At 63.4% G+C, this 23,505-nt stretch carries 24 protein-coding genes; 13 read left to right on the top strand and 11 right to left on the bottom strand.

What is annotated here, in order from left to right:
- The first annotated feature begins 136 nt into the window (after positions 1 to 136).
- From ETW24_RS14910 to ETW24_RS14900, 3 genes are all read left to right on the top strand, one after another.
- On the top strand, positions 137 to 1,585 hold the full coding sequence (locus ETW24_RS14910; protein ID WP_129371786.1) for a glutamine synthetase family protein: 1,449 nt from the start codon (positions 137 to 139) through the stop codon (positions 1,583 to 1,585).
- A 229-nt stretch (positions 1,586 to 1,814) separates the two neighbouring features.
- A complete protein-coding gene (gcvH, locus tag ETW24_RS14905) occupies positions 1,815 to 2,174 on the top strand; it encodes a glycine cleavage system protein GcvH (protein ID WP_129372943.1) in 360 nt (119 codons plus the stop codon).
- 134 nt (positions 2,175 to 2,308) lie between these two features.
- The gene (locus ETW24_RS14900; RefSeq protein ID WP_129371785.1) at positions 2,309 to 3,025 is read left to right on the top strand and encodes a flavodoxin family protein; all 717 of its coding nucleotides are present in this window, start codon (positions 2,309 to 2,311) and stop codon (positions 3,023 to 3,025) included.
- A gap of 124 nt (positions 3,026 to 3,149) precedes the next feature.
- Here the strand turns inward: ETW24_RS14900 and ETW24_RS14895 are convergent, their stop codons facing one another.
- The 3 genes from ETW24_RS14895 to truA form a co-directional block, all read right to left on the bottom strand.
- Positions 3,150 to 4,085, bottom strand: coding sequence for a 2-hydroxyacid dehydrogenase (locus tag ETW24_RS14895; protein WP_129371784.1), 936 nt, complete (start codon positions 4,083 to 4,085; stop codon positions 3,150 to 3,152).
- Positions 4,086 to 4,184: 99 nt separating this feature from the next.
- Positions 4,185 to 4,925, bottom strand: coding sequence for an NYN domain-containing protein (locus ETW24_RS14890; protein ID WP_129371783.1), 741 nt, complete (start codon positions 4,923 to 4,925; stop codon positions 4,185 to 4,187).
- Between the two features lie 192 nt (positions 4,926 to 5,117).
- Positions 5,118 to 5,885, bottom strand: a complete 768-nt coding sequence (gene truA, locus ETW24_RS14885) for a tRNA pseudouridine(38-40) synthase TruA (RefSeq protein ID WP_129371782.1) — start codon at positions 5,883 to 5,885, stop codon at positions 5,118 to 5,120.
- A 112-nt stretch (positions 5,886 to 5,997) separates the two neighbouring features.
- Here truA and ETW24_RS14880 point away from each other — a divergent pair, with 112 nt between their 5' ends.
- Genes ETW24_RS14880 through ETW24_RS14870 form a run of 3 tightly spaced genes read left to right on the top strand, consistent with a single transcriptional unit; the run spans position 5,998 to position 8,851 of the window.
- A complete protein-coding gene (locus ETW24_RS14880; protein WP_129371781.1) occupies positions 5,998 to 7,413 on the top strand; it encodes a YcjX family protein in 1,416 nt (471 codons plus the stop codon).
- The gene (locus ETW24_RS14875; protein WP_129371780.1) at positions 7,410 to 7,865 is read left to right on the top strand and encodes a GNAT family N-acetyltransferase; all 456 of its coding nucleotides are present in this window, start codon (positions 7,410 to 7,412) and stop codon (positions 7,863 to 7,865) included. The genes ETW24_RS14880 and ETW24_RS14875 overlap by 4 nt, the downstream gene beginning before the upstream one ends.
- Entirely contained in the window at positions 7,862 to 8,851 is a 990-nt protein-coding gene (locus ETW24_RS14870; RefSeq protein WP_129371779.1) for a YcjF family protein, read from the top strand. The genes ETW24_RS14875 and ETW24_RS14870 overlap by 4 nt, the downstream gene beginning before the upstream one ends.
- 104 nt (positions 8,852 to 8,955) lie before the next feature.
- Here ETW24_RS14870 and ETW24_RS14865 read toward each other — a convergent pair whose 3' ends face one another.
- A complete protein-coding gene (locus tag ETW24_RS14865) occupies positions 8,956 to 9,378 on the bottom strand; it encodes a group III truncated hemoglobin (RefSeq protein WP_129371778.1) in 423 nt (140 codons plus the stop codon).
- Between the two features lie 160 nt (positions 9,379 to 9,538).
- Here ETW24_RS14865 and ETW24_RS14860 point away from each other — a divergent pair, with 160 nt between their 5' ends.
- From ETW24_RS14860 to ETW24_RS14835, 6 genes are all read left to right on the top strand, one after another.
- Positions 9,539 to 10,846, top strand: coding sequence for an SDR family oxidoreductase (locus ETW24_RS14860; RefSeq protein ID WP_129371777.1), 1,308 nt, complete (start codon positions 9,539 to 9,541; stop codon positions 10,844 to 10,846).
- Between the two features lies 1 nt (position 10,847).
- The gene (locus ETW24_RS14855; protein ID WP_129371776.1) at positions 10,848 to 11,336 is read left to right on the top strand and encodes a DUF2269 family protein; all 489 of its coding nucleotides are present in this window, start codon (positions 10,848 to 10,850) and stop codon (positions 11,334 to 11,336) included.
- Positions 11,337 to 11,572: 236 nt separating this feature from the next.
- Positions 11,573 to 14,515: an isoleucine--tRNA ligase gene (gene ileS, locus ETW24_RS14850; protein WP_129371775.1), complete on the top strand. Its 2,943-nt coding sequence runs from the start codon at positions 11,573 to 11,575 to the stop codon at positions 14,513 to 14,515.
- Positions 14,516 to 14,650: 135 nt separating this feature from the next.
- Positions 14,651 to 15,544: a hypothetical protein gene (locus ETW24_RS14845; RefSeq protein WP_254695620.1), complete on the top strand. Its 894-nt coding sequence runs from the start codon at positions 14,651 to 14,653 to the stop codon at positions 15,542 to 15,544.
- 149 nt (positions 15,545 to 15,693) lie between these two features.
- Positions 15,694 to 16,773 carry a transporter substrate-binding domain-containing protein gene (locus ETW24_RS14840; RefSeq protein ID WP_129371774.1) on the top strand — a complete coding sequence of 360 codons (1,080 nt, stop codon included), beginning with the start codon at positions 15,694 to 15,696 and terminating at the stop codon, positions 16,771 to 16,773.
- Positions 16,774 to 16,784: 11 nt separating this feature from the next.
- Entirely contained in the window at positions 16,785 to 17,810 is a 1,026-nt protein-coding gene (locus ETW24_RS14835) for a transporter substrate-binding domain-containing protein (protein WP_129371773.1), read from the top strand.
- Here the strand turns inward: ETW24_RS14835 and ETW24_RS14830 are convergent.
- Positions 17,767 to 18,174 (bottom strand): hypothetical protein, encoded by a 408-nt coding sequence (locus tag ETW24_RS14830; protein ID WP_164982750.1) that lies wholly within the window; start codon positions 18,172 to 18,174, stop codon positions 17,767 to 17,769. The genes ETW24_RS14835 and ETW24_RS14830 overlap by 44 nt on opposite strands.
- A 92-nt stretch (positions 18,175 to 18,266) precedes the next feature.
- Positions 18,267 to 18,653, bottom strand: coding sequence for a hypothetical protein (locus ETW24_RS14825; protein ID WP_129371771.1), 387 nt, complete (start codon positions 18,651 to 18,653; stop codon positions 18,267 to 18,269).
- 194 nt (positions 18,654 to 18,847) lie between these two features.
- On the opposite strand from ETW24_RS14825, the gene ETW24_RS14820 reads away from it, so the two are divergent.
- Positions 18,848 to 19,300, top strand: a complete 453-nt coding sequence (locus tag ETW24_RS14820) for a methylated-DNA--[protein]-cysteine S-methyltransferase (protein WP_129371770.1) — start codon at positions 18,848 to 18,850, stop codon at positions 19,298 to 19,300.
- A gap of 112 nt (positions 19,301 to 19,412) precedes the next feature.
- On the opposite strand, the gene ETW24_RS14815 is transcribed toward ETW24_RS14820, so the two are convergent.
- From ETW24_RS14815 to fsa, 5 genes are all read right to left on the bottom strand, one after another.
- The gene (locus tag ETW24_RS14815; RefSeq protein WP_129371769.1) at positions 19,413 to 20,123 is read right to left on the bottom strand and encodes a CDP-alcohol phosphatidyltransferase family protein; all 711 of its coding nucleotides are present in this window, start codon (positions 20,121 to 20,123) and stop codon (positions 19,413 to 19,415) included.
- 366 nt (positions 20,124 to 20,489) lie between these two features.
- Positions 20,490 to 20,717, bottom strand: coding sequence for a GDCCVxC domain-containing (seleno)protein (locus ETW24_RS24860; RefSeq protein WP_129371767.1), 228 nt, complete (start codon positions 20,715 to 20,717; stop codon positions 20,490 to 20,492).
- Positions 20,718 to 20,768: 51 nt separating this feature from the next.
- Positions 20,769 to 21,689 (bottom strand): tyrosine recombinase XerC, encoded by a 921-nt coding sequence (locus ETW24_RS14800; RefSeq protein WP_129371766.1) that lies wholly within the window; start codon positions 21,687 to 21,689, stop codon positions 20,769 to 20,771.
- A complete protein-coding gene (locus tag ETW24_RS14795; RefSeq protein ID WP_129371765.1) occupies positions 21,686 to 22,384 on the bottom strand; it encodes a DUF484 family protein in 699 nt (232 codons plus the stop codon). Before ETW24_RS14795 ends, ETW24_RS14800 begins: the two co-directional genes overlap by 4 nt.
- Before the next feature lie 396 nt (positions 22,385 to 22,780).
- The gene (fsa, locus tag ETW24_RS14790; RefSeq protein ID WP_129371764.1) at positions 22,781 to 23,434 is read right to left on the bottom strand and encodes a fructose-6-phosphate aldolase; all 654 of its coding nucleotides are present in this window, start codon (positions 23,432 to 23,434) and stop codon (positions 22,781 to 22,783) included.
- Positions 23,435 to 23,505: the final 71 nt, after the last annotated feature.

Below are 23,505 nucleotides of genomic sequence, written 5' to 3'. Positions count from 1 at the left end.
CCTGCGAATGCTGTCAAGGCGCAAAACCCCCGCAATATCCGGATTGCGCACCGGGTTGCGTCAAAATCTGCCGTGGACTGGACGCCGGGGTATTTCCGGTGCAATTTCAAACAGCTCGCTACCCAGGAGGCCGCCCATGGCACAAGATTTCACATCCGGTAAACTGGCCCGCCTGGGGCTGCTGTCGCCCGAAGATTGCCGCAAAGCAGCCGAGATCACCTCCCGCGCGCAGTTTGACGGGATAGAAACCGTGCGGGTGCTGTTCCCCGACCAGCACGGGATCCTGCGCGGCAAGACAATGATGGCCGAGGCCTTTGCCAGCGTCTTTGACCGTGGTCTCAACATGCCGGCAACCTTGCTGCTGAAAGACACCTCCCACCGCAATGCCTTTCCGGTCTGGGACGGCGGCACCGGCCTGTCCGGCCCGATGCAGGGTGCCGGCGACGTGCTGCTGGTGCCGCGCCCCGAAACCTTTCGCGCGCTGCCCTGGTCCGGCCATTCCGCCTGGATATTCTGCACGCCGGTCTATCCGGATGGCAGCCCGGTCCCGTTTGCGTCCTGCGGCGTGCTGCAGCGGGCAGTCGATGCGCTGGAGGTGCAGGGGATGGCGGCCATCTTTGGCTTGGAGGTGGAATTCCACATTTTCGAACTGGCGGACAAGGCATCGGCCCATGAACAGGCCACCCGTCCCGGCGCGCCGGTTCAAACCCGCAACCTGACGCAAGGGTATCAGTACCTGAGCGAAACCCGCTATGGCGAAGCGGAGGGGGTGCTGGACCTGTTGCGCCGCAACGCCCAGAAACTGGGGCTGGTGGTGCGTTCGGTGGAAATAGAAATGGGTCCCAGCCAGGTTGAATTCACCTTTGCCCCGGATGGCGCCATGGCCCAGGCCGACGCGATGGTGATGTTCCGCACGATGGTCAAGGAGGTCTGCGCCCGCAACGGGTTGCACGCCAGCTTCATGGCCAAACCGCGGCTGGCGGGTGCAATGGCCAACGGCTGGCACGTGCATCAGTCGCTGCTGGACCCGGGCACAGGGCGCAATCTGTTCATGCCGGAAGCGCCCGGGCTGCTGAGCCCGCACGCCAGTGCCTGGATGGCGGGCCTGTTGAAATACGCCCCTGAGACCTCGCTGCTGATCGCGCCGACGGTGAACAGCTACAAACGCTATCTGCCCTTCCAGCTGGCCCCGAACCGCATCGGCTGGGGCGAGGACAACCGCGGCGCCATGCTGCGGGCGCTGATGCAGCCGGGCGATACCGCCAGCCGGATCGAAAACCGCGCGCCGGACAGCACTGCCAACCCCTATTACGCGCTGGCCGCCCAGATCATCGCAGGCATGGCCGGCATCAAAGAAGGGCTGGAGGCGCCCAAGCCCACAGTGTCGCCCTATAGTGAAAACGCCGAGCGTCTGCCGCGTTCGCTGGGCCAGGCGCTGGAGGGTTTCGGCGGCTCGCAGATGTGCCGTGCAGCGCTGGGGGAAGAGACCGTCAGCTATTTCCAGCAGCTCAAGCAGTTCGAATGGGAACGTTACCTGGACACTGTCAGCGAATGGGAGCAGGCGGAGTATTTCAATCTGTTCTGACCGCACAGGGCCGCACTGGGCATTGGGGACCTGTGCCCATAAAAACGCAAGAATCCCATGATTTGCCATCTTGATCGGAGACCGGCACCGTTGGTAGCGTATATCCGCGCATGCAGGGCCCGGCAGGACCGGCTTTCTTCTTCCCGCGGTATCCGTTACGGCGGCACAACCTGCACTGAATACCAACCTGCACTGAAAACCCAAGCCTCTTCCAAGGGAATACACGATGATGAAATACACCGAAGAACACGAGTGGCTGCTGCCCGAAGACGATCTGATCACTGTTGGCATCACCGCCCATGCTGCCGAGCAGCTGGGCGAAGTGGTCTTTGTGGAACTGCCGGAAGTGGGCACCGAGGTTTCCAAGGATGAAGAAATCGTGGTGATTGAATCGGTCAAAGCCGCCTCCGACATCCTGTCGCCGCTGGACGGTGAAGTGGTCGAGGTGAACGAGGCGCTGACCGATGATCCCGGCAAGGTGAACGAAGACCCCGAAGGCGGCGCCTGGTTCTTCAAGCTGAAGCCATCGGATCTGTCGCCGATGGACGACTACATGGATGAAGCCGGCTATAAGAAGTTTATCAGCTGATTTTCCCGCCCGCCGTGTTTTCCGACTGGCGGGCGGTTTCCGTCTGGCATCACGATCCCGCCAGCGCGCCTGTGCAGCCGCAGGCGATGTCCTATCATCCGGTCCATACCTGCAATCCAGACAGGAGACGCGCTATGACCGGTTTCCCGGGCCTCAAAGCCCTTTTCATCAACACCTCCCTCAAGAAAGACGGCAGCAAAAGCCACACCCGCCTGCTGATGGAGGCGTCATCCTCCATTATGGAAAAGAACGGCGTGGAGGTGGAGCATCTGCATATCCTGGACCACATTGTGCCGCCCGGCGTCTATCCGGACATGACAGAGCATGGCTGGCCGCAAGACGATTGGCCGGAGCTGTGGCAGAAGGTACTGGCAGCACAGATCCTGGTGGTCGGCACCCCGATCTGGCTGGGCGAGGAAAGTTCGGTCTGCCGCATTCTCATTGAACGCCTTTACGGTATGAGCGGCGAGCTGAACGATAAAGGGCAGTCGATTTTCTACGGCAAAACCGGCGGCACCGTCATCACCGGCAACGAGGACGGCATCAAGCATACCGCGATGACGCTGTGTTATGCGCTCAGTCACTTGGGCTTTACCATCCCGCCGCAGGCCGATTGCGGCTGGATCGGCGAGGCCGGGCCGGGACCATCTTATGGCGACGAGGTGGAGGGCAAGCCCGCCGGCTTTGAAAACGAGTTCACCCAGCGCAACACCACGATCATGACTTGGAACCTGATGCATCTGGCGGCGATGCTGCGCGATGCCGGCGGCTATCCGAATGAGGGCAACGACCGAAATGCCTGGTCTGCCGGCTGCCGGTTCGACTATGAAAACCCGGACTACCGCTCCTAGCCGGCCCGCTGCGTTTGCGGCTGGCGCAGTTGGCCGCCTTGTTCCCTGCCGGAAAAAAGGCGGTGGCCCGGGCGGGAGTATTCGAGGTCCGAAAGAAGCAGGGGGCGGGCGGCTGCAGACCGGATCAGTAGCCCCGCTGCCGGTCCACCTCGTGCAGCAGATCTTTCCCGGCTTCCAGCCGCCGGTAGTTCTCCACCACATCGCGCAGCGCATCGCCCAGATGCCAGCCCGACACATGCGGGGTGATCGTCACCTGCGGATGCGTCCACAGCGGGCTGTCTGCGGGCAACGGTTCCTTGCTGACCACATCCAGCACCGCATGGCCCGGCGTGCCTTTGTCCAGTGCTGTCAGCAAGGCAGGCTCATCGACCAGATCGCCGCGGCCTGCGTTGATCAGCGTCGCGCCCGGTTTCATTGCGGCCAGCATTTCCGCATCCATCAGCCCGCGGGTTGCCGGGGTGGACGGCAGGATTGAGCAGACATAGTCGCATATCCCCAGCATCTGCGGCAGCGCCTCTGCGCCATGGCGGCAGTCCACCCCGTCGATCTCCTTGGGGGAGCGGCTCCAGCCCAGCACCCGGAACCGCATGTCCCGCATCAGCCGCGCGGTCACGCCGCCGATATGGCCAAGCCCCAGCACGCCTATGGTGGTTTCCGCCGGGCGCCCCGGCGCCCGTGGCTCCCAGGCGCTGCGGGATTGGGAGGCTGCGTGGGCGGACAAGTTGCGCTGGCCGCGCAGCACATAAGCCAGGCAGTAATCTGCAATCTCATACGCCGGCTCTTGCGGTTTCAGGCGGGTCACACGCACATGCGGTGCGACGCTGGGGTGCGCCACGATGCTGTCCACCCCGGCGCCCAGCTTTTGCACCAGCTGCAGGTTCGGCAGCTGCGCGGCCAGATCGCCCTTCAGTGCGGACACCGCCAGCATGGTGATGTCTTCCAGATTGCCGGGGTCAGAGATAGGCCGGATGTCGGTCCCGGGGGCCACCGAGCGAAGCTCATCTGCCAGCTGTTCACCGGTGTACCAGCCGTCGTGGCCGATGCTGATCAGCAATGCCATGCGCGTTCTCCCTGTCCGCGTCCCTTTTGCCGGACTAAGCCACGGTTCAGGACCAAGGGAAAGCCGGATTTCGCGTTTGGGCTGACCTTGCCGGGCGCTTCAGTCCAGCCGCCGCACCAGGATCTGGTTGCCGTCGCCGCGCTTGGTCTCAAACAGTTTCAGCGAGGCAATCAGGTCGCTCAGCTTGCGTTTGCCATAGCTGCGGGTGTCGAAATCCGGCGCGGCTGCGGTGATGTACTGGCCGATCTGGCCCAGCGTGAACCATTCGTCATCCTGGTCGATCGCATCCATCGCCCGGACCACCAGCTTGGTTGGATCCGCCAGTTCCGACGGAGCATTGCCGTTGCCAGCGCCGTCTTCTTTCTTGGGCTTAGGCTTCGGTTTGCCCGGCTCTTCCAGCAGGTTTTCCACATAGATGAACCGCTTGCAGGCCTGTACAAAGGCCGCCGGTGTCTTGCGCATGCCCATGCCGAAGACATCCACGCCTTGTTCGCGGATGCGGCTGGCCAGCCGGGTGAAATCGCTGTCGGATGAGATCAGCACAAACCCGTCGAACCGGCCCGAGTGCAGGATGTCCATCGCGTCGATCACCAAGGCAATGTCCGAGGCGTTCTTGCCGGTGGTATTGGCAAATTGCTGATGCGGCACAATCGCCAGGGCTGCCAGTTTTTCCTTGTTCCACCCCTGCGGGCTGCCGCCCGCAAAATCGCCATAGATGCGGCGGATGCTGGCCTCGCCGAAGGAGGCGATTTCCTCGAACATCGCCTCGGCGAATTTGGCCGAAATATTGTCGGCGTCGATCAGGACGGCCAGAAGCGGCGGTTTGGTTGGGTTTGCCATTGCGGATGTCTGCCTGTGTGTTTTGCGGGCAGACCGCCAGCGATTGAGCTGCCGAAAGGCCCTGATGGGGAGGTTGCGCTGATTATGCGGTGTGCCCGCGGTTATGCAAGCGGGCTGCGGCTGTGGCTGCTGCTTTCAGCGGGTTCAGTCAATGCCCGGGGTGCGCAAGAGTTGCCCGTCCCCGGCGGCGTTTCAGGCAAAGGGGTCTTCCGGGTATCCCACCCGCGCCAGATAGAGGCCGTGTCCGGGGCAAACCGGTCCGCAAGCGGCGCGGTCGCAGGCCTCCAGCGCGGTCTTTACATCCTCCGGCTCCCAGGCCCCTGCGCCGACCCGTTCCAGCGTGCCGACAAAGCTGCGGACCTGGTTGTGCAGGAAGCTGCGGGCGCGGACGTGGAAATGGATCTCCGGCCCGGAAAAGCCCTGTACACGTTCCACCGTCAGCTCATCCAGCGTCTTGACCGGGCTTGCCGCCTGGCAGATCGAAGACCGGAAGGTGGTGAAATCATGGTTGCCGATCAGATGGCTGGCGGCTTTCTGCATGGCGCCGGCGTCCAGATCATGGCTCAGCTGCCAGACCTGGCCTGCCTCATGGGTGGCCGGCGCGCGGCGGATCAGAATGCGGAACAGATACTGCCGTTCAATGGCCGAGAACCGCGCGTGCCAGTCGCCGTCCACCCGCGCGCAGTCCACAATTGCGACAGGATCGGGTTTCAGATGGTAATTCAGCGCCTCCGACAGCCGGAAAGGGTCCCAGTCCTTGGCCAGGTCGCAATGCGCCACCTGTCCCAGCCCATGCACGCCGGTGTCGGTGCGCCCGGCGGCAGCAATCGTATGCTCCCCCGGCTCCAGCCGCGCCAGCGCAGCCTCGATCGCGCCCTGCACCGAGGGCTGGTCCTTCTGCCTTTGCCAGCCGGCAAAAGGCTTTCCGTGATATTCGACTTTCAAAGCAAAACGCGGCATGGACGGGCACCTAGCAACAGGGCCGGGCCGGGGCAAGCCCCGTGTGCGCTCTGGTATCTCAGCACCATGCTGCCTATCTTGTCAGCAGCAAGAACAGAGCAGGATCAGGGCCTTGGTGATAACTTCCCTCGCTGATGGGGTGATGAGCAGTGTGGAACGTGCCGCCAGCGGTGTTTCGGCGGCGCTGTTCGACCGGCCCTTGCGGCTGGGCGTCACCGGCCTCGCACGCTCCGGCAAGACCGTGTTCATCACCTCGCTGGTGGCCAACCTGATGGACCGGGGCCGGATGCTGCAACTGGGCGCCGCGCGTGAGGGACGGATTGAGGCCGCATTTCTGCAGCCCCAGCCTGACGACACCGTGCCGCGGTTTGACTATGAAAACCACCTGGCAGCCCTGACCGGGCCGTCACCCCATTGGCCGGACAGCACAAGGGCGGTGTCTGAGCTGCGTCTCAGTCTGAAGGTGCGGCCCGCCGGCCTGCTGGCCGGATTTCAGGGGCCGCGCACGCTGCATTTGGATATTGTCGACTACCCCGGTGAATGGCTGCTGGATCTGGCACTGCTGGACAAGTCCTACAGCGAATGGTCCGCCGATGTGCTCTCCCGTCTTGCCCGCCGCCCGCAGGCACAGGGGTTTCTGGCGGAGAAAGCCAAGGCTGCCCCTGCGGGAACACATGACGAACCGCAAGCCCAGGCGCTTGCTGCCGCCTTCACGCAGTATCTGGCCGCCGCCCGCGCCGCCGGGTTCTATGACTGCACGCCGGGCCGCTTCCTGTTGCCCGGCGATCTTGAGGGCTCGCCCGTACTGACCTTCGCGCCGCTGCCGCCTGAGGCCAGCCCGCCGCGCGGCTGCCTGTGGCGCGAGATGGAGCGGCGGTATGAGGCCTATAAATCCAAGGTCGTCAAACCCTTCTTCCGCGACCACTTTGCCCGCATCGACCGCCAGGTGGTGCTGGTGGATGCGCTGTCGGCGATCCATTCCGGTCCGCAGGCGGTGGAGGATCTGCGCCTTGCGATGGCGGACATCCTCAGCACGTTCAAACCGGGCCGCAATCACTTTCTGACCCGGCTTCTGGGCGGCAAACGGGTGGAGAAGATCCTGTTTGCCGCCACCAAAGCCGACCACCTGCACCACGCCCAGCACCCGCAAATGACCGCCATCATCGAGGCGCTGACCCGCGAAGCGCAGGACCGCGCCCGTTTTGCAGGCGCCGGAACCGCGGCGCTGGCGATGGCTTCCTTGCGCACCACAACCGAAGAGATGCGCACCCACAACGGAACTGATCTGCCCTGCGTGCGCGGCACTCTGCTGGACAGCGGCAAACAGGCGGCATTCTATCCTGGAGCCTTGCCCGAAGATCCCGCGCAGCTGCTCACCCCGGCGCGGCAAGGGGCTGAGAAATGGCTGGAAGGCGACTATCAGGCGATGGGTTTTGCGCCTGCACCGCTTACCCTGAAGCACGGCAGCGGCCCGCCGCATATCCGGCTGGACCGCGCCGCTGAATTTCTGATCGGAGACACCCTGTGACACTCTCCCTGCGCCCCGCAAACCCTCTGGATGCCGGAACCGCCGGCGGGATCCTCTACCGCTTCCAGCAGGGCACGGAATGGATGCCTGAACTCTATACCTGGGCCGAGGCGATCGCCTTTTGCGGCGTCATGATTGACCGCGGCTGGGTCACGGTGGCCGTGCGGGATGGCCGCGTGCAGGGTTTTCTGGCCCGTGACGGCGCGGAGGTCTGCTCCCTCTACCTGGCGCCCGGCGCCTGCGGGCGGGGGGCGGGCAAGGCACTGCTGGACGCTGCCAAGGCCGCCGTGCCGCGGCTGACGCTGCGGACCTTCGCAGCCAATGAAATGGCGCAGCGGTTCTACCGGCGCGAGGGCTTTGCCGAGACAGGCCGCGGTGACGGCACAGACAACGAGGAAGGCTTGCCCGACATCGCCTATGAATGGCGCAGCAGCCTGGAGGCGGCGGCATGAGCAAGAAGCCGGTTCTGTTTGACCTTGAGGACGAGACGGATGCACCTTCCGTAACTGAGGCGCCGCCGGTGCCCGAGCCGCAACCCGCCGCACCCCAGCCGTCAGCGATGGAGCAGGCGGCCCGAATTGCCGCCCGCCGCCCGTCGCGGCTGGCCCGCTGGTTCTGGGCGCTGCTGGTTGCGGTCATTGGCGCCATCGCCTCGGTCGCGGCCTGGGATTTTGCGGCCGGGCTGATGGCAAGGGTTCCGCTGCTGGGCTGGGCAGTAAGTGCCGGGCTGGGGGTTCTGCTGCTGCTGGCCCTTGCGATGGCGCTGCGTGAACTGGCGGCGCTGTCCCGGCTGCGGCGCGTCGATGCCTTGCGGCATCAGGCAGAGGAGGCCGCAGACCTGGCTGCGGCCCGCGCCTTCACGGCCCGGCTGGAAAACTTCTACAAGGCCCGCGAGGATCTCGGCTGGCATCAGGCGCGGCTGGCTGAGCGCAAGGCAGAAGTCATGGACGCCGATGCCCTGCTGATGCTGGCCGAGGAAGAGCTGCTGGTGCCGCTGGACGCGCTGGCCCTGCGCGAGGTCGAGGCCGCCGCCCGGCAGGTCGCCACGGTGACCGCGCTGGTGCCGATGGCGCTGGCGGACATTCTGACGGCGCTGGTCTCTTCACTGCGCATGATCCGCCGGGTGGCGGGGATCTATGGCGGCCGGCCCGGCTTCTTCAGCTCCTGGCGGCTGACCCGCGCGGTGCTGGCGCATCTGGCCGCCACCGGCGCGGTGGCTGCGGGTGATGACCTCTTGGAGCCGGTGCTGGGCGGATCGGTGCTGTCGAAACTCTCCCGCCGCTTCGGCGAGGGGCTGGTCAATGGCGCGTTGTCAGCGCGGGTCGGCATAGCTGCAATGGAGGTCTGCCGCCCGATGCCGTTTTCAGCGCAGCACAGACCTGGGACGCGCAAGGTGATTCAGCGGGCGCTGACCGGTCTGTTTTCCAAGGATAAGTAGCGCGCTTCCAGGCTCATGCGCAGCATGAGCCATGCCCAAGGCTGCTGAGGTGTTCTGGCAAGGCCAGAACACCGGCAGGCACGGGAGCGCCCCGCTGCCGGTGCTCAGAACAGTTTCGGCGGCTGGTCTGCGGGCTGGCGCATCGCCACGATGCCGGTGCGGAAACCTTCGCCGATCCGGTCGGCCAGGGCACCCCATTGCAGCGCAGTGCGCTCCGGCAGTTCGGCCCGCAGCACCTCGTGGAACAGGCCCAGCCACAGCGGGAAATGCTCCGCTTTCACGTCCGGCCGTGAGACATGCACCCGCATTGGATTGCCGCTGTAGCTCCGCTGCCGCAGAATCGCATTGCGCCAGAAGCCGGCGATCTTTTCCTCATGCTCCGGCCAATCGGCGACATGCGCGGCAAACACCGGCCCCAGCACCTCATGGGTCCGCACGCGGGTGTAGAAGACGGCCACCACGCGCGAGATCTCTTCTGGGCCGATATCGAACCGCGCCAGCGGGTTTGCGGTATCTGCGTCGGTCATTGGATGCTCCGGTCTGAGTGGCCAGAGGCAGAAATAGGCGAAAGGCGGGGAAAGAGGAAGAGGCCGGGCGCATCTGCCGTAGAAACGGGAGACGGCCTCGCTGGCACCGGGCGGCATTGGCGCTATGGTGGGCGGGGAATTTGCCAAAAGGTATTGAATTATGGCGGAGAAAATCGGGCGGGTTCTGGTTCTAGGTGCATATGGCTTTATCGGCGCTGAAGTGGTCCGGTCCTTGCAAACCTCCGGGTTTGCTGTGACGGGTCTTGGCCGCAGTGCTGAACAGGCGGCGCGGGTGTTGCCGGGCGTGCCGTTCGTGGCGGGCAATTTGCTGCAACTGCTGCAGCCCGAAGACTGGACGCCGTTGTTGCAGGGCGTGGACGCGGTAGTGAATTGCGCCGGCGTCTTGCAGGACATGGCACCAGGAGAGCTGGAGGCTGTGCATCACTTAGCTATTGCCGCCCTTGCTGCGGCTTGCGCTGACCGCGGGACAAAGGTGGTGCAGGTCTCCGCTGCCGGGGCAGGGCCGGGGGCCGCAACAGAGTTCATGCGCAGCAAGGGCCGGGGCGATGCGGCCTTGCGGGCCTCTGGAGCGGCGGCCTGGATCCTGCGCCCCGGGCTGGTGATCGGACAGGGCGCCTTTGGCGGCACCCGGCTGTTGCGGATGCTGGCAGCGGTGCCGCTGGTGCAGCCGGTTGCGCTGGGCCAGGCACCGGTTCAATGCACCGGGATGGCGGACTTGCCCGCAGCGGTGGGTGCGGCACTCGGCGGCAAGCTGCCTCAAGGCACTTATGATCTGGTGGAGGATCAGGTGAATACGCTGGAAGAGGTGCTGACAGAGACCCGCAAGTGGCTGGCATTTGCGCCTGCCCGGATGGCACTGCGGATGCCGGATTGGCTGCTGCCGCCGATTGCAGGCTGCGCTGATGCTCTGGGCCGCCTCGGCTGGCGCTCGCCACTGCGCAAAACAGCGATTGCCGAAATTCAGAACGGCGTGCGCGGTGATCCGCAACCCTACCGCGCGGCGATGGGGCAGGGATTGGCCCCTTTGCAGTCTATCTATCAATCGCTGCCTGCGGGCCGGGAACAGCGGCTGGATGCGCGGATGGCACTGATTATGCCAATTGCTGTGGCGGTGCTGAGCCTGTTTTGGCTGGCGTCGGGCCTGATTGGCCTGTGGCAGCTGGAGGCGGCGGCGAATGTGCTGCTGGCCAGGGGCTGGGGAAGTTTCCCGGCCAAGACAAGTGTTGTCTTCTGGTCGCTCGCAGATATTGCCCTGGGGCTGGCGATCCTTTGGAGGCCCTGGGCGGCGTGGGCCTGCCTGGGGATGGCAGGGGTCTCGTTGTTCTATGTGCTGGCAGCAAGCGTCATAGCACCGCAGATGTGGGCGGATCCGCTGGGGTCTCTGGTCAAGGTGCTGCCGGGCACCCTTCTGTCGCTGATCACCCATCAATTGCTGCAGGAGCGCTGAGATGGATGTGGATCTGATCCTGCGCTGGCTGCATGTGATCGGTGCCTGTGTGCTGCTGGGCACCGGGGCAGGCATCGCCTTTTTCATGCTGATGGCGCACCGCACCTTTGATGCACGGCTGATTGCCCATACCGCAGGCGTGGTGGTGCTGGCGGACCTGCTGTTCACCGCCACGGCGGTGATTGCACAGCCCGTCACCGGCGGATTGCTGGCCTGGCGGTTGGGTTGGCCGTTCAGCGAAGGCTGGCTGGCGCTGTCGCTGGGGCTATATGTGCTGACAGGAGCATTCTGGCTGCCGGTTATCTGGATCCAGCTGAAGCTGCGCGATCTGGCGCGGGCAGCCGCTGCGGCAGGCGAGGAACTGCCCGGGCGCTACCACCGCCTGTTCGCCATCTGGTTTTTTTGCGGCATTCCTGCCTTTGCGGCGGTGCTTGCAATCATCTGGCTGATGCTGGCGCGCCCGGATCTGGGTATCTGGTTGATACGCTGACGGAGGGCGGGCTATTCCGCCCGCCGCAGCCCTCATCCCAATGCGGCATATCTGCCGCTTTACCCTCCGGCGGGACCATCCTATAAGGCGGTTCATGTCCCTATTCGCGGCCATCATTATTCGAATTATATCCCCGGCGCTCTGAAAGCATCGAGCCGCCGGGCAAAGGCGCTTGAGCCATCGCGCCGAACCGAATATCCCGATTTCCAGCCTTGATCATCCAAAGGACGCAACGCATGTGCGCCGACACGCCCCAGACGCCTGACTATAAAGACACCCTGAACCTGCCGAAAACCGATTTCCCGATGCGCGCAGGCCTGCCCAAGCGCGAGCCTTCATGGCTGGAGCGCTGGGCGCAGATCGGGGTCTATGACCGCTTGCGTGATAAGGCCGCCGCAGCCAAGGGCAGTGACGCCGAGCGCCAGCCCTTCACCCTGCATGACGGCCCTCCTTACGCCAACGGCCACCTGCACATCGGCCACGCGCTGAACAAGACCATCAAGGACATGATCGTGCGCTCGCATCAGATGATGGGGTTTGACGCGCGCTATGTGCCGGGCTGGGATTGCCACGGCCTGCCGATCGAGTGGAAGATCGAGGAGCAGTACCGCAAGAAGGGCAAGAACAAGGATGCGGTGCCGGTGGTTGAATTCCGCCAGGAATGCCGCGCCTTTGCCGACAGCTGGGTCGATATCCAGCGCGAGGAGTTCAAGCGGCTGGGCATCACCGGCAACTGGGATGACCCGTATCTGACCATGAACTACCACGCCGAGGCGGTGATCGCGGATGAGTTCATGAAATTCCTGATGAACGGCACGCTGTACCAGGGTTCGAAACCCGTGATGTGGTCGCCGGTTGAGAAAACCGCCCTGGCCGAGGCCGAGGTCGAATACCACGACAAGGAAAGCTTCACCATCTGGGTGAAGTTCAAGGTGGCTGAGCCTGCTGATCACAAACTGGCCGGCGCCAATGTCGTGATCTGGACCACCACGCCCTGGACCATGCCATCGAACAAGGCCGTGGTTTACGGCGAAGAGATCGCCTATGGCCTCTATGAAGTCACCGGCACCCCGGACGAGTGCTGGGCTGCTGCGGGCGAGAAATACATTCTGGCCGACAATCTGGCGGCAGATGTGTTCAAGCGCGCGCGCCTGTCTGAGGATCAGTACACCCGCGTCTCTGATGTTCCGGCCTCTGATCTGGCAGGCATCGGCCTGACCCACCCGCTGCACGGCGCTGAGGGCTCCAACTGTGAATGGGACGATATCCGCGACTTCCGCGCCGCTGAATTTGTCACCGACACCGAAGGCACCGGCTTTGTCCACTGCGCGCCGTCGCACGGGATGGAGGAATTCGAGCTGTACCGCGATCTGGGCATGCTGGAGCAGGTCATCACCTATAACGTGATGGACGACGGCGGCTTCCGCGCCGATCTGCCGTTTTTCGGCGGCAAATACATCCTGAACCGCAAGGGCGGCGAGGGCGATGCCAACAAGGCGGTGATTGATAAGCTGACCGAGGTCGGCGGCCTGTTGGCGCGCGGCAAGATCAAGCACAGCTACCCGCATTCCTGGCGCTCCAAGGCGCCGATCATCTACCGCAACACGCCGCAGTGGTTTGCCTCTGTCGACCGCAAGATGGACGACGGAATGGACCAGATGGGTGATACCATCCGCGAACGCGCGCTGCGCTCGATCGATGAGCTGGTGAAATGGTACCCGCAGACCGGCCGCAACCGCCTGCATTCGATGATCGAAAGCCGCCCCGACTGGGTGCTGAGCCGCCAGCGCGCCTGGGGCGTGCCGCTCACCTGCTTCACCAAGAAGGGCGCGCTGCCGACCGACGCTGACTTTTTGCTGCGCAATGACGAGGTGAACACGCGTATCGTGGCTGAGTTCGACGCGCATGGTGCAGACGTTTGGTATCAGGACGGCTTCAAGGCCAGGGTGCTGGGCAACTCCGTGGATCCGGACGCCTATGATCAGGTGTTCGACGTTCTGGATGTGTGGTTCGATAGCGGCTCGACCCATGCCTTTGTGCTGCGCGACCGCGAGGACGGCACCGAAGACGGCATTGCCGACGTCTATATGGAGGGCACCGACCAGCACCGCGGCTGGTTCCACTCCTCGCTGCTGCAGGCCTGCGGCACCAAGGGGCGCGCACCTTACCGCAACGTGGTGACCCACGGGTTCACGCTGGACGAGAAGGGCATGAAGATGTCCAAATCGCTGGGCAACACCATCGTGCCGGAAAAGATCGTGCAGCAGTACGGCGCCGATATCCTGCGCCTGTGGGTGGCCCAGACCGATTATACTTCGGACCAGCGGATCGGACCGGAAATCCTGAAAGGCACTGCCGACAGCTACCGCCGTCTGCGTAACACCATGCGCTTCCTGCTGGGCAGCTTGAAGGATTTCACTGAAGAACAGCGCGTGGAGCCGGCGGATATGCCGGAGCTGGAGCAATGGGTGCTGCACCGGCTGGCGGAACTCGATCACAAGGTGCGTACCGGTTATCAGACCTTTGACTTCCAGGGTGTGTTCTCGGCGGTGTTCAACTTTGCCACTGTGGATTTGTCGGCCTTCTATTTCGACGTCCGCAAGGATGCGCTCTATTGCGATGGCGACACCCTGAACGCCCGCGCCGCGCGCACGGTGCTGGATATCCTGTTCCACCGGCTGACCACATGGCTGGCACCGGTTCTGGTGTTCACCATGGAAGAGGTCTGGCTGGAGAAATACCCGGGCGAGGGCAGCTCAATCCATTTGCAGGACATTCCCAACACCCCCGCTGACTGGCTGAATGAGCCGCTGGCGGCGAAATGGTCCAAGATCCGCCAGGCCCGCCGGGTGGTGACGGCAGCGCTTGAAGTGCAACGCACCGACAAGGTGATCGGTGCCTCGCTTGAGGCCGCCCCGGTGGTGCATGTGCGCGACGGCGAGGCGCTGGAGGCGCTGAAATCGGTGAACTTCGCCGATATCTGCATTACCTCGGACATCATGCTGACCAATGATCCGGCCCCGGCCGAAGCTTTCCGTATGCCCGAGGTCGACGGTGTTTCGGTGGTGTTTGAGAAAGCCGACGGCGGCAAGTGCCAGCGCTGCTGGAAGATCCTGCCGGATGTGGGCAATCACGTCCATGACGGTGTTTGCGGCCGATGCGATAGCGCGCTGGGATAACCCGGCTTTCAGCTTTGAATTGTGATTTGCGCCCGGCCTAATTGCCGGGCGCTGTCATTTTTACGCTATTGTTGCGGGATTTCCTGCACTTTTTCCGGGTGCGGCCTTGTGTGTTGGCAAATTGAATTCCTCTAGATGTTGACCGATTTTCTACAATTGGTTAAGAATTCGTTAATTCCATGTAGGTTTTCACCCGACTTAAAAATATGGCATGGGGCAGGGGGGCAGTTTATTATGCTGAAGTGGAAAGCGGATGCGCAACCGGCAGGTGAGCCGGGCAAGCCGCGCAGTGCATCTATCCGGATAGACGGGGTATCGGCCCCAAAGAACATGAAAATCGGGCTGGTCGCGGACAGCACCGGGGCTAAACCGGAACCCGCGGCAGAAATTGCAAAGCCTCCCGCGCCCAAAACCGCTGCTGTCAAAGCGGCCAAAACCGCCAAGGCGGCGAAACCTGCCAGTGCCGCAGCGGATGAACGGAAAATTGTGCCAGGTCCGCAGCCCTTTGCACCGGTACCCGCGGACGGCGGCAGTGCGCTGCCAAAGCTGGGACTCGCGGCAGCTGGTCTGGCGGTGGCTGCGGCGATGCTTCTGTATTTCCAATTCAGTGGCGGAACTCCGGTTGAAACGGCTGAACAGGCCAGTCTGCAAACGGCGGCAGAAGCGGAGCTTTCTGCCGGTACCGTGCAGCCGGCCGGTGCCGCTGCGGCGGCGGGGCTGCAGAAGGACGATGCCGGCGCCGAAGACGCCATGGTCGCCCGCATCACTGCCGGAACCCTGGCCGCGCTGCGCAGCAAACAGGCAAATCCGGAAAGCCTGAACCAGGCGGCAGCTGCGGGGCCGGCGGCAGGAACTGCGCTCTATAAAATGGTGCTGACCGCCGCGGCCCAGGGCCAGTCCGAAGCCTATATCGACCAGCTGGTGAACGGCGCTTATGAGCGCAAGGAAATCACCGTGCCCGCCAGCCTGATCGGGGCTGACGGGCGGGTTGACACGGCGACGCTGCTGGCCCTGTTTGTCGGCAACTGATCTTTTTGCTCCGGCGGCTGCGCCGGGGCCGTTCCCGTTTGCCCCTTGGGCGCGCTGCCGGTGCCGGCCGGGGACCTCTCATAACAACCAGAACGACGGGCGCCGCAGACCGGAACCGGCTGCGGTGCAGACTATTTCCCGGGGGGACTATGAAGACATACATTGCAGCCGCTGCCATGGGCCTGTTTGCCTTTGCAGCCAATTCTGCTGCGGCTGAGACTTGCGGCGGGGTCTATTCCGTGCAGCCGGGCGACAGCCTGTCGGTGATCGCTGATAAGCTGTATAAGGATGCGGGCAAATGGAGCGCGATCCACAGCCGCAACATTGATACCATTGGCCCCAAACCCAGTGCCCTGCGCGTCGGCATGAAGCTGTCGCTGGCCTGTCTTGAGGGTCTGCCCCTGGGCCTGGAAGGCGGCAAGGAAATCTCTGCCAGCGTGCCGGTGGCCGCCAAACCGGTGCAGATCGCCTCAGGCAGCGCCGAGGTGCGCCACCGCATCAACCTGCTGACAGCGGATGACTTTGCCCCCTTTACCGGCAAGGACCTGCACAACGGCGGCATGATGACCGACGTGCTGAACGCGGCAATGCGCCATGCCAATCCTGAGCAGGGATACGCCGTTCATTGGGTCGACCTGTGGACGTCGCATGAAGAGCCGCTGCTGTCCAATGCACTGCTGGACGCGGGCTTTCCCTGGTACAAGCCCAACTGCGAAAACAGCCCCGAAGAGCCGCGCTGCAAGAACTTCCTGTTCTCGGACCCGATGTTCGAAGTGCTGGTGCTGATGTTCACCGACAAGACGCGGCCCCTGACCTTCACCAAGGACGAAGACCTGTTCGGCAAGACATTCTGCCGCCCGCAAGGCTATGAGACGTATCTGTTCGAACAGCAGGGCCGCCACTGGCTGCGCGACGGCAAGGTTGAGGTGGTGCAGCCGCTGACCACAGCCGAATGCTACGAGATGGTGCTTGAGGGCAAGGCGGATGCGGTCGTGATGAACGAATTCACCGGCCGCGCGCAGATCAAGGAGCTGGGCCTGTCGGACCGCTTTGATGTGGTGCCCGAGCCGATCTCGATCCAGGCACTGCACGTGATTGTCCACAAAACCCACCCCCAGGCACAGCAGCTGATGGAGATGGTCAACGCGTCGCTGCAGGGTATCCGCGAGGACGGCACCTATCAGGCGATCATCGAAGACCACATGGCCCGGGTCTGGGCCGGATTTTGAGGGGGAAAAGCATGCTGAACAGCTTCTGCCGCCACTTGCTGGGCCTGGGGCTGCTGCTGGGGCTGCTGCCCTCGGCGGCCCTGGCGATCTGCGATGTGGACTATGTCGTGCAGCCGGGGGACAACCTGTTTTCGATCGCCGAGACCCATTACGGCGACCGCGAGCGCTGGACCATGATTTACTACCGCAACCAGGATGTTCTTGTCGGCTCGTCGGTGGTGCCGGGCCGCAAGCTGCAGATACCCTGCATCAAACAGGCGACCGCCCCGGACGCCACCCCGCTGCGCAGGCAGGAGGCCGAGATGACGCTGCTGACCGGCGGCGGCTATGCGCCCTTTACCGACCGCGGGCTGCCGGGCCAGGGCATGGTGACCGAGCTGGTCAATGCGGCGCTGGAACTGGCGCCTTCGCCGGTGTCTTATGCGATCAACTGGGAGGACGACTGGTCCAAGCATCTGTTCCCGATGCTGGACCAAAAAGAGTTCGATATGGGCTTTCCCTGGTATAAGCCCGATTGCGCGGCAGAGCCGGACAATGAGCGCTGCGTGAACTTTCACTTTTCCGAACCGGTGATGGCGTTGCCGATCATGCTGTTTGTGCGGGTGCAGGACCAGTTCGTCTATGCGGAAGACAGGGATATCGAGGGCAAGACCCTGTGCCGCCCCAAGGGCTATTTCACCCACGATTTGAACCGGCAGGGGCGCCGCTGGCTGGATGACGGCAAAATCACCCTGGTGCAGCCGCAATCACCGGCCGACTGTTTCCGCATGGTGTCCGAGGGCCAGGTGGATGCGGTGGCGGTGAACTTGTTCCTGGGCGCCAGCACCATTGTCCGGGAAGGTCTGCGCGACACCGTGCTGCCGCTGGAAAAACCGCTCTCCGAAGAGGGCTTGCACGTGGTGATTTCCAAGCGTCACTGGCGCGGCACGTCGCATCTATACCGGATCAACGCAGGGCTGAAAAAGCTCCGCGACAGCGGCCGCTTCGAGGAGATCATGTCACGCCATCTGGAGCTGTTCTGGGCTCAGCTGCAGTAACTTCAGGCCGCCAGGCCGACATGGACCTGGCGGCTTCATAGCCATGATAGGCAGCTTCGGATCCTGCCTCGGGATGCGGGTCTTGCCCCGCACGCTGCAGCAGCAGATGGGCAGCCAGAACGTCGTTTTCCTGAAACAGGGCCGGTTTCCGGTCTGTATCGCGCTGGTGCTCTCCCACCCGGATACGGCGGCTGCCCTGATCGCCGGGCGGGTCTTGCGTATGGCCGTCCGGGTGCCGGTCACGCGGACTGGTGCTGGCAGATTCGCTGCGCTCCGGATCGTCCGAGCGGACAACCGGGCGGGCGGTCAAAAGACCGCGGTTCGGTTTGGCAGGACTTACCCGTCCTGAAACTGGTATAAACATTGAGCGGAACCTTCGCGGTGGCTGAGAACCGGTCTTGCAGGAAAGTTAACATAGCGTGTTTAACAGCGGGTTAATGCGGTCCGCAGGGCGGATCAGCCGGTGATACGCCGGGCTTCGGCATACTGGTTTTCCGCCTCCAGGGCACTGACCGGCTTGGGGCCGGCCTGGCAGCCGCTGGCCAGATCCAGGAAATAGGCAGCCATGTCGATACCATTCATCTGTCTGAGGTCCAGCGCCGCGGTGCGGGCTGCTGCGCGGGCAGGGCCGACGTACTGGGCTGTCAGGGCATCCGGGCGTTCGCCGCTCAGCGCCTGTTCGCGGGCAGCAGCCCGGGCGATCCCTTGGGCAGTGCCCTCGATCAGCGGTGTATCCGCCGGCTGGCCGCCTGCTTGCGCGACTGCCGGCTGGCGCTGATAGGCGGCCTGCATCTGTTTCATGCTGTTGTACAGGCTGGCGGTGCTGGAAACTGCAGTAATCATCTTGCTGACCTTTAGGATCGTTCTTGAAACTCACTTTATTATAATTTGATGCAATGTGGCGGCGAAACCTTAACACTGGTTAATATAGTGTTAATGCGGTGCGGCGGGGGCCGGCCGGCCCGGCGGAGATGCCCTTGCTTCTGATGCTATTCCTGCAGAAGATGCGCAGCCAGTAGACGCTCCGGAGAGGACCCATGATTTCAGCGAGCCTTGATACACCCGTGGGTGCGCTCAGCGTGACAGAGAGGGACGGCGCCATTGTGCGTCTTGCCTGGTCAGATCAGGCGGACGGGCAGTCGGCGCTTCTGGACAGCGCGCTGGCGCAGTTGCGTGCCTATTTTTCCGGTGAGCTGACGGGCTTCGATCTGCCGCTGTTTGTAGAGGGCTCGGATTTTCAGCGCGCGGTCTGTGATGCGATGCTGGCGATCCCGCTTGGCGAAACCCGCACTTATGGAGAAATCGCCAAGGATCTGGGCGCTCCGCCGCAGCCGGTTGGCAATGCTTGCGGCGCCAATCCGATCCCGGTGATCATTCCCTGCCACCGGGTGCTGAGCGCCACGGGCCTGGGCGGCTTTTCGGGCCAGGGCGGGGTGGAAACCAAAGTCGCGCTTTTGAAACATGAAAGCGCTGCGGGCCTGCTGATCTGAACGCAGGGTCCGGCCTGCAGCGTTCCTGCTGCTTTTTCCGGCCGGAAGTATCCCAGGGTGAATGCGTCCTGCCAAGGGCGCAGAGGGGCAGCGCCCCATTGTCAGCGACGCATCAAACCGCTGTGGATTTGCGCCGCCGTTCCGGCACGATCTGCTGGGCAATGCCGACAAACAGCAGGTAGACCGACGTCACCACCAACCCCCAATGCGCCCAGCTGGCGGGGTGGAAATCAACCCAGGCGGCCCAGCCTGCAAAGAAGGTCCAGGCCAGCGCCATGGGCAATGACACCTTGCGCCAGCGCGCGGTGCGCACCGGGTGAATGAACTTCAGCGGCAGGAACATGGCGGCGGACAGCAGGGTCACCAGCACCAGGATGGTCCAATGGCTCGGCTCCAGCGCAAAGATCACCAGCACCAGCATGTTCCAGCAGCCGGGAAAGCCGGCAAAGGAATTGTCCTTGGTCTTCATCCTTGTGTCGGCAAAGTACATTGCGCTGCCAAAGGTGATGACGATGATGGCAAACCAGCCGGTCCAGCCTGCCATCAATCCCGATTGGAACAGCGCAAAGGCCGGAATGAAGACATAGGTCAGGTAGTCGATGATCAGATCCAGCAGCACCCCGTCGAATTCCGGCGAGTAGCGTTTGACATGGTAATGCCGGGCCAGCGGGCCATCGACGCCGTCAACGGCAAATGCGATCACCAGCCAGACGAACATCAGGCTCCACTTGCCGTCCGCCGCTGCCAGCATCGCCAGCATGGCGAACACGGCACCGGTTGCAGTCAGCAGATGAACGGAGAGGGCACGGATCTGAGGTGTCATGCGCCCCTGATGGCGAATTTGGCCGAATCCCGCAAGCATTCAATGCAGCTTTGGGCGGAAATCCGTACCGTTGGAGAACTGGATGCGGGCCATGCGCTGGCCAAAGGGGGCTGGAGCGGTGATGTCAGGCGAGGAAAAGGGGGCTTTGGAAGGCATATCGCGTGCCCGCTCCCAGGGTTGCGTCCCGGGCGGCGGGGCAGGGGCCGCAGGGGCGCCATCGGCAAACAAGGCTGAATAGCCGTAACAGGTCATAGCAGAATCCTTTCTGGATCGGTTTCTGCCATCAAGCCCGCAGCGCCTTAACAGCAGCTTTCCCGCTGCCGCGAAAATAGAACGCATTTTAGCGAATGCATATGCGCGGCCACGCTAGCCGCAACAGTTGCCGCCTGTCTGTACCGGCGGGCACGGAATGCTGCCGTAGGAGCAGAAAACGCAGCAATCCCCATGTTTTGGCCGCAGCAGGGCGCGGCAGGCCGGGCATTCATGAAACCATTGGCATGCGTCTTGCGGCATCTCTTCTGCGGCCTCATGCCAGCACGCAGGACAGGTGAGAACACTGGTCAAAACGGGTGTTGCGGGTTCAGTTGCAGACATGCGGCAGGCCTCCCTGGCTTCAGCAAAGGCCAGTCAGGCTTTGGGGTCAAGTCATGCCTTGGGGTGCGACCGCATGTAGACGTCCATCAGATGCGTGGTATCCACCGCCGTATAGGCCTGGGTGGTCGACAGGGACGCGTGCCCCAGCAACTCCTGAATGGCCCGCAAATCGCCGCCTGCCTCCAGCAGATGGGTGGCAAAGCTGTGGCGCAGCGCGTGCGGCGTTGCCGTTGCGGGCAGCCCCAGCTGGGCGCGGGTCCGGGCCATCACCCCTTGGATCTGGCGCGGGTTCAGCGCACCGCCCCGCACACCGCGGAACAGCGGTGCTTGTGCCTCCTGCGGATGCGGGCAGAGCGCAAGGTAGCGGTCCACCGAGTCGCGCGCTGCTGGCAGAACCGGCACAATCCGTTCCTTTTTACCCTTGCCCAGGATACGTAGCACCGGCGGCAGCGGCGCGTCGGAGCCTGTCAGGTTCAGTGCTTCTGAGATCCGCAACCCGCAGCCGTACAGCAGTGTGACTACCGCCACGTCACGGGCTGCAACCCAATCGGTTTGCGATTGCAGCTCCACCGTTTCCAGCACCGCCTTGGCGGCATCCGGCGCCAGCGGGCGGGGCAGTTTCTTTTGGAATTTCGGCGCCCTGGCAGAAAGCACCGCGGCAGGTTCAAACCCTTCGCGCTCCGCCAGCCAGCGGTAGAAGGTTTTCACTGCCGATAGCTTGCGCGCCAGCGAGCGGGCACCGGTGCCCGAACCGCGCTCCGAGGCCATCCAGGCACGCATATCGGCTGTGGTGATCCGCGCCAGCGCACCCAGCCCTTGCGGGCCGCCGGAGTGTTCGGTCATGAAGGCCAGGAAAGCGCTGACATCGCTGCGGTAGGCGGCCAGCGTGTTGGCCGAGGCAGCCTCCAGCCCGCCCAACCGCTCCAGCCAAAGCTGCAGGGCATCGCGGCAGGCCGGGGAGATCAATGTCATGACAGCCAGCAGCGCATCGCGCGTTCAAAGACGCCGGCAAAGAAAGCGAGCAGATCGGTGCCCTGCATCGGCGAGAACTGATGCGGGTCTTCGGAACCCATCACCAGCATTCCGGGCAGGCGGCCCTCGCCCAGATCCAGCATCAGGCAGGCCTCGGAGCGGATCCATTCGGCTTTTGCTCCGTAAACACGTGGGCTGCCGCTTTGGGTCTGGCGCAGGGTCACAATGCGCTGGCTGCCGGGCTGGCCGGCATAGCTTTCGGTAAAACCGGGGCCTGACAGCTTCAGGGCGCCGGACTTGCGTTCAATCTCGGCACCGCCGGGCTGGGCGGTCTCAAGCACCAGCGCCAGGGACTGCACGCGCAGGATCTCCGGCATCTCCTGTTCCAGGCAGGCCAGAAAGCCGGCGAAGTCCTGCGGTTCCAGCAGCCGCAGGACGGCGCGGTGAATCAGGTTGGTGCCGGCCAAATTGTCATAAGCCGCGGCAATCACCGAGCGGTGGGTATCCTCCAGCCGGTCTAGCCGTGCCGCCATCCGCTCCATCGCGATGCCGCGCAGATCGACGACGTTGGAGCCCATTGCCCGCTCATTGGCGGCGACAAGGGCATTCATCAGGTGCTGGTCTTGCAGCACGGCATCGGGTTTGGCGAGGATCGCCTCGCGCAACTGGGTTTCCAGGTTGGCTGAACTGCTCATGTCAAAAACTCTTGCGGATCCGGACCTCTGACGGGTTTGGTGACGTGTATAGCATGGGAGCCGGGCTTTGCTGCGGAAAAATGCAGTTGCAGCGGAAATTGCAGCGGCGGCGCTGCTCCCGCCCGCCGGCAGTGCATTGGCATGCACAGCGTCCGTTGGGCGGGGCGCCGGGCAGGTGCCCGGCGCGGCGGCGTGAAACGCCGCGGCAGCGCGTCGCAGGCGCGCTGCCGGGCCCAAGACCCCATGCGGTCCGGCGTCAGCCGGGGCGTGCGGGGACGCGGGAGTGCTTCGCTGCGGTTATGAAGGTGCTTGTAAAAACACTGGTACTAAAGTTTGCAAAGAAAAAGGCGCCTCGATCAGGGGCGCCTTTCACGGTCCTGGATCCACTAAGCGGGATCAGAGGATCTTGATCTCCGCCGCCTTGATATCGGCGAGGAATGCATCCAGGCCTTTGTCGGTGAGCGGATGGTTCACCATCGACTTGATCACGGCCGGCGGCGCAGTGATCACATCGGCGCCGATGCGGGCCGAGTCCAGCACGTGGTTCACCGAACGGATCGAGGCGGCCAGGATCTGGGTTTCAAAGCCATAGTTGTCATAGATGGTGCGGATGTCTTCGATCACTTCCATGCCGTCCAGGTTGATGTCGTCCAGACGCCCGATGAAAGGGGAGATAAAGGTGGCACCCGCCTTGGCCGCCAGCAGCGCCTGATTGGCCGAAAAGCACAGGGTTACGTTCACCATATGGCCGTCATCGGAAAGCGTTTTGCATGCTTTCAGGCCATCCCAGGTCAGCGGCACCTTCACCGCGATGTTCTCTGCAATCTCCACCAGCTTGCGGCCTTCGGCAATCATCGTCTCGGCATCGGTTGCGGTGACCTCGGCAGAGACCGGGCCGTCAACCAGGGCGCAGATTTCCTTGGTCACTTCGATGATGTCGCGGCCGGATTTCTTGATCAGCGACGGGTTGGTGGTGACACCGTCCACCATGCCCAGATCGTTCAGCTCGGCAATCGCGTCGATCTCGGCGGTATCTACGAAGAATTTCATGGGGCAGTCCTTTGGATGGGTTGGCCTCTGTCGCTTCTGCCTTTACCTCATGGGATTACGGGCGGCAACAT

This window comes from Leisingera sp. NJS204 (genome assembly GCF_004123675.1).
Taxonomy (GTDB): domain Bacteria; phylum Pseudomonadota; class Alphaproteobacteria; order Rhodobacterales; family Rhodobacteraceae; genus Leisingera.
Note: the sequence above shows the minus strand (reverse complement) of the source record. Positions and strands in the feature narration are given on the sequence as shown.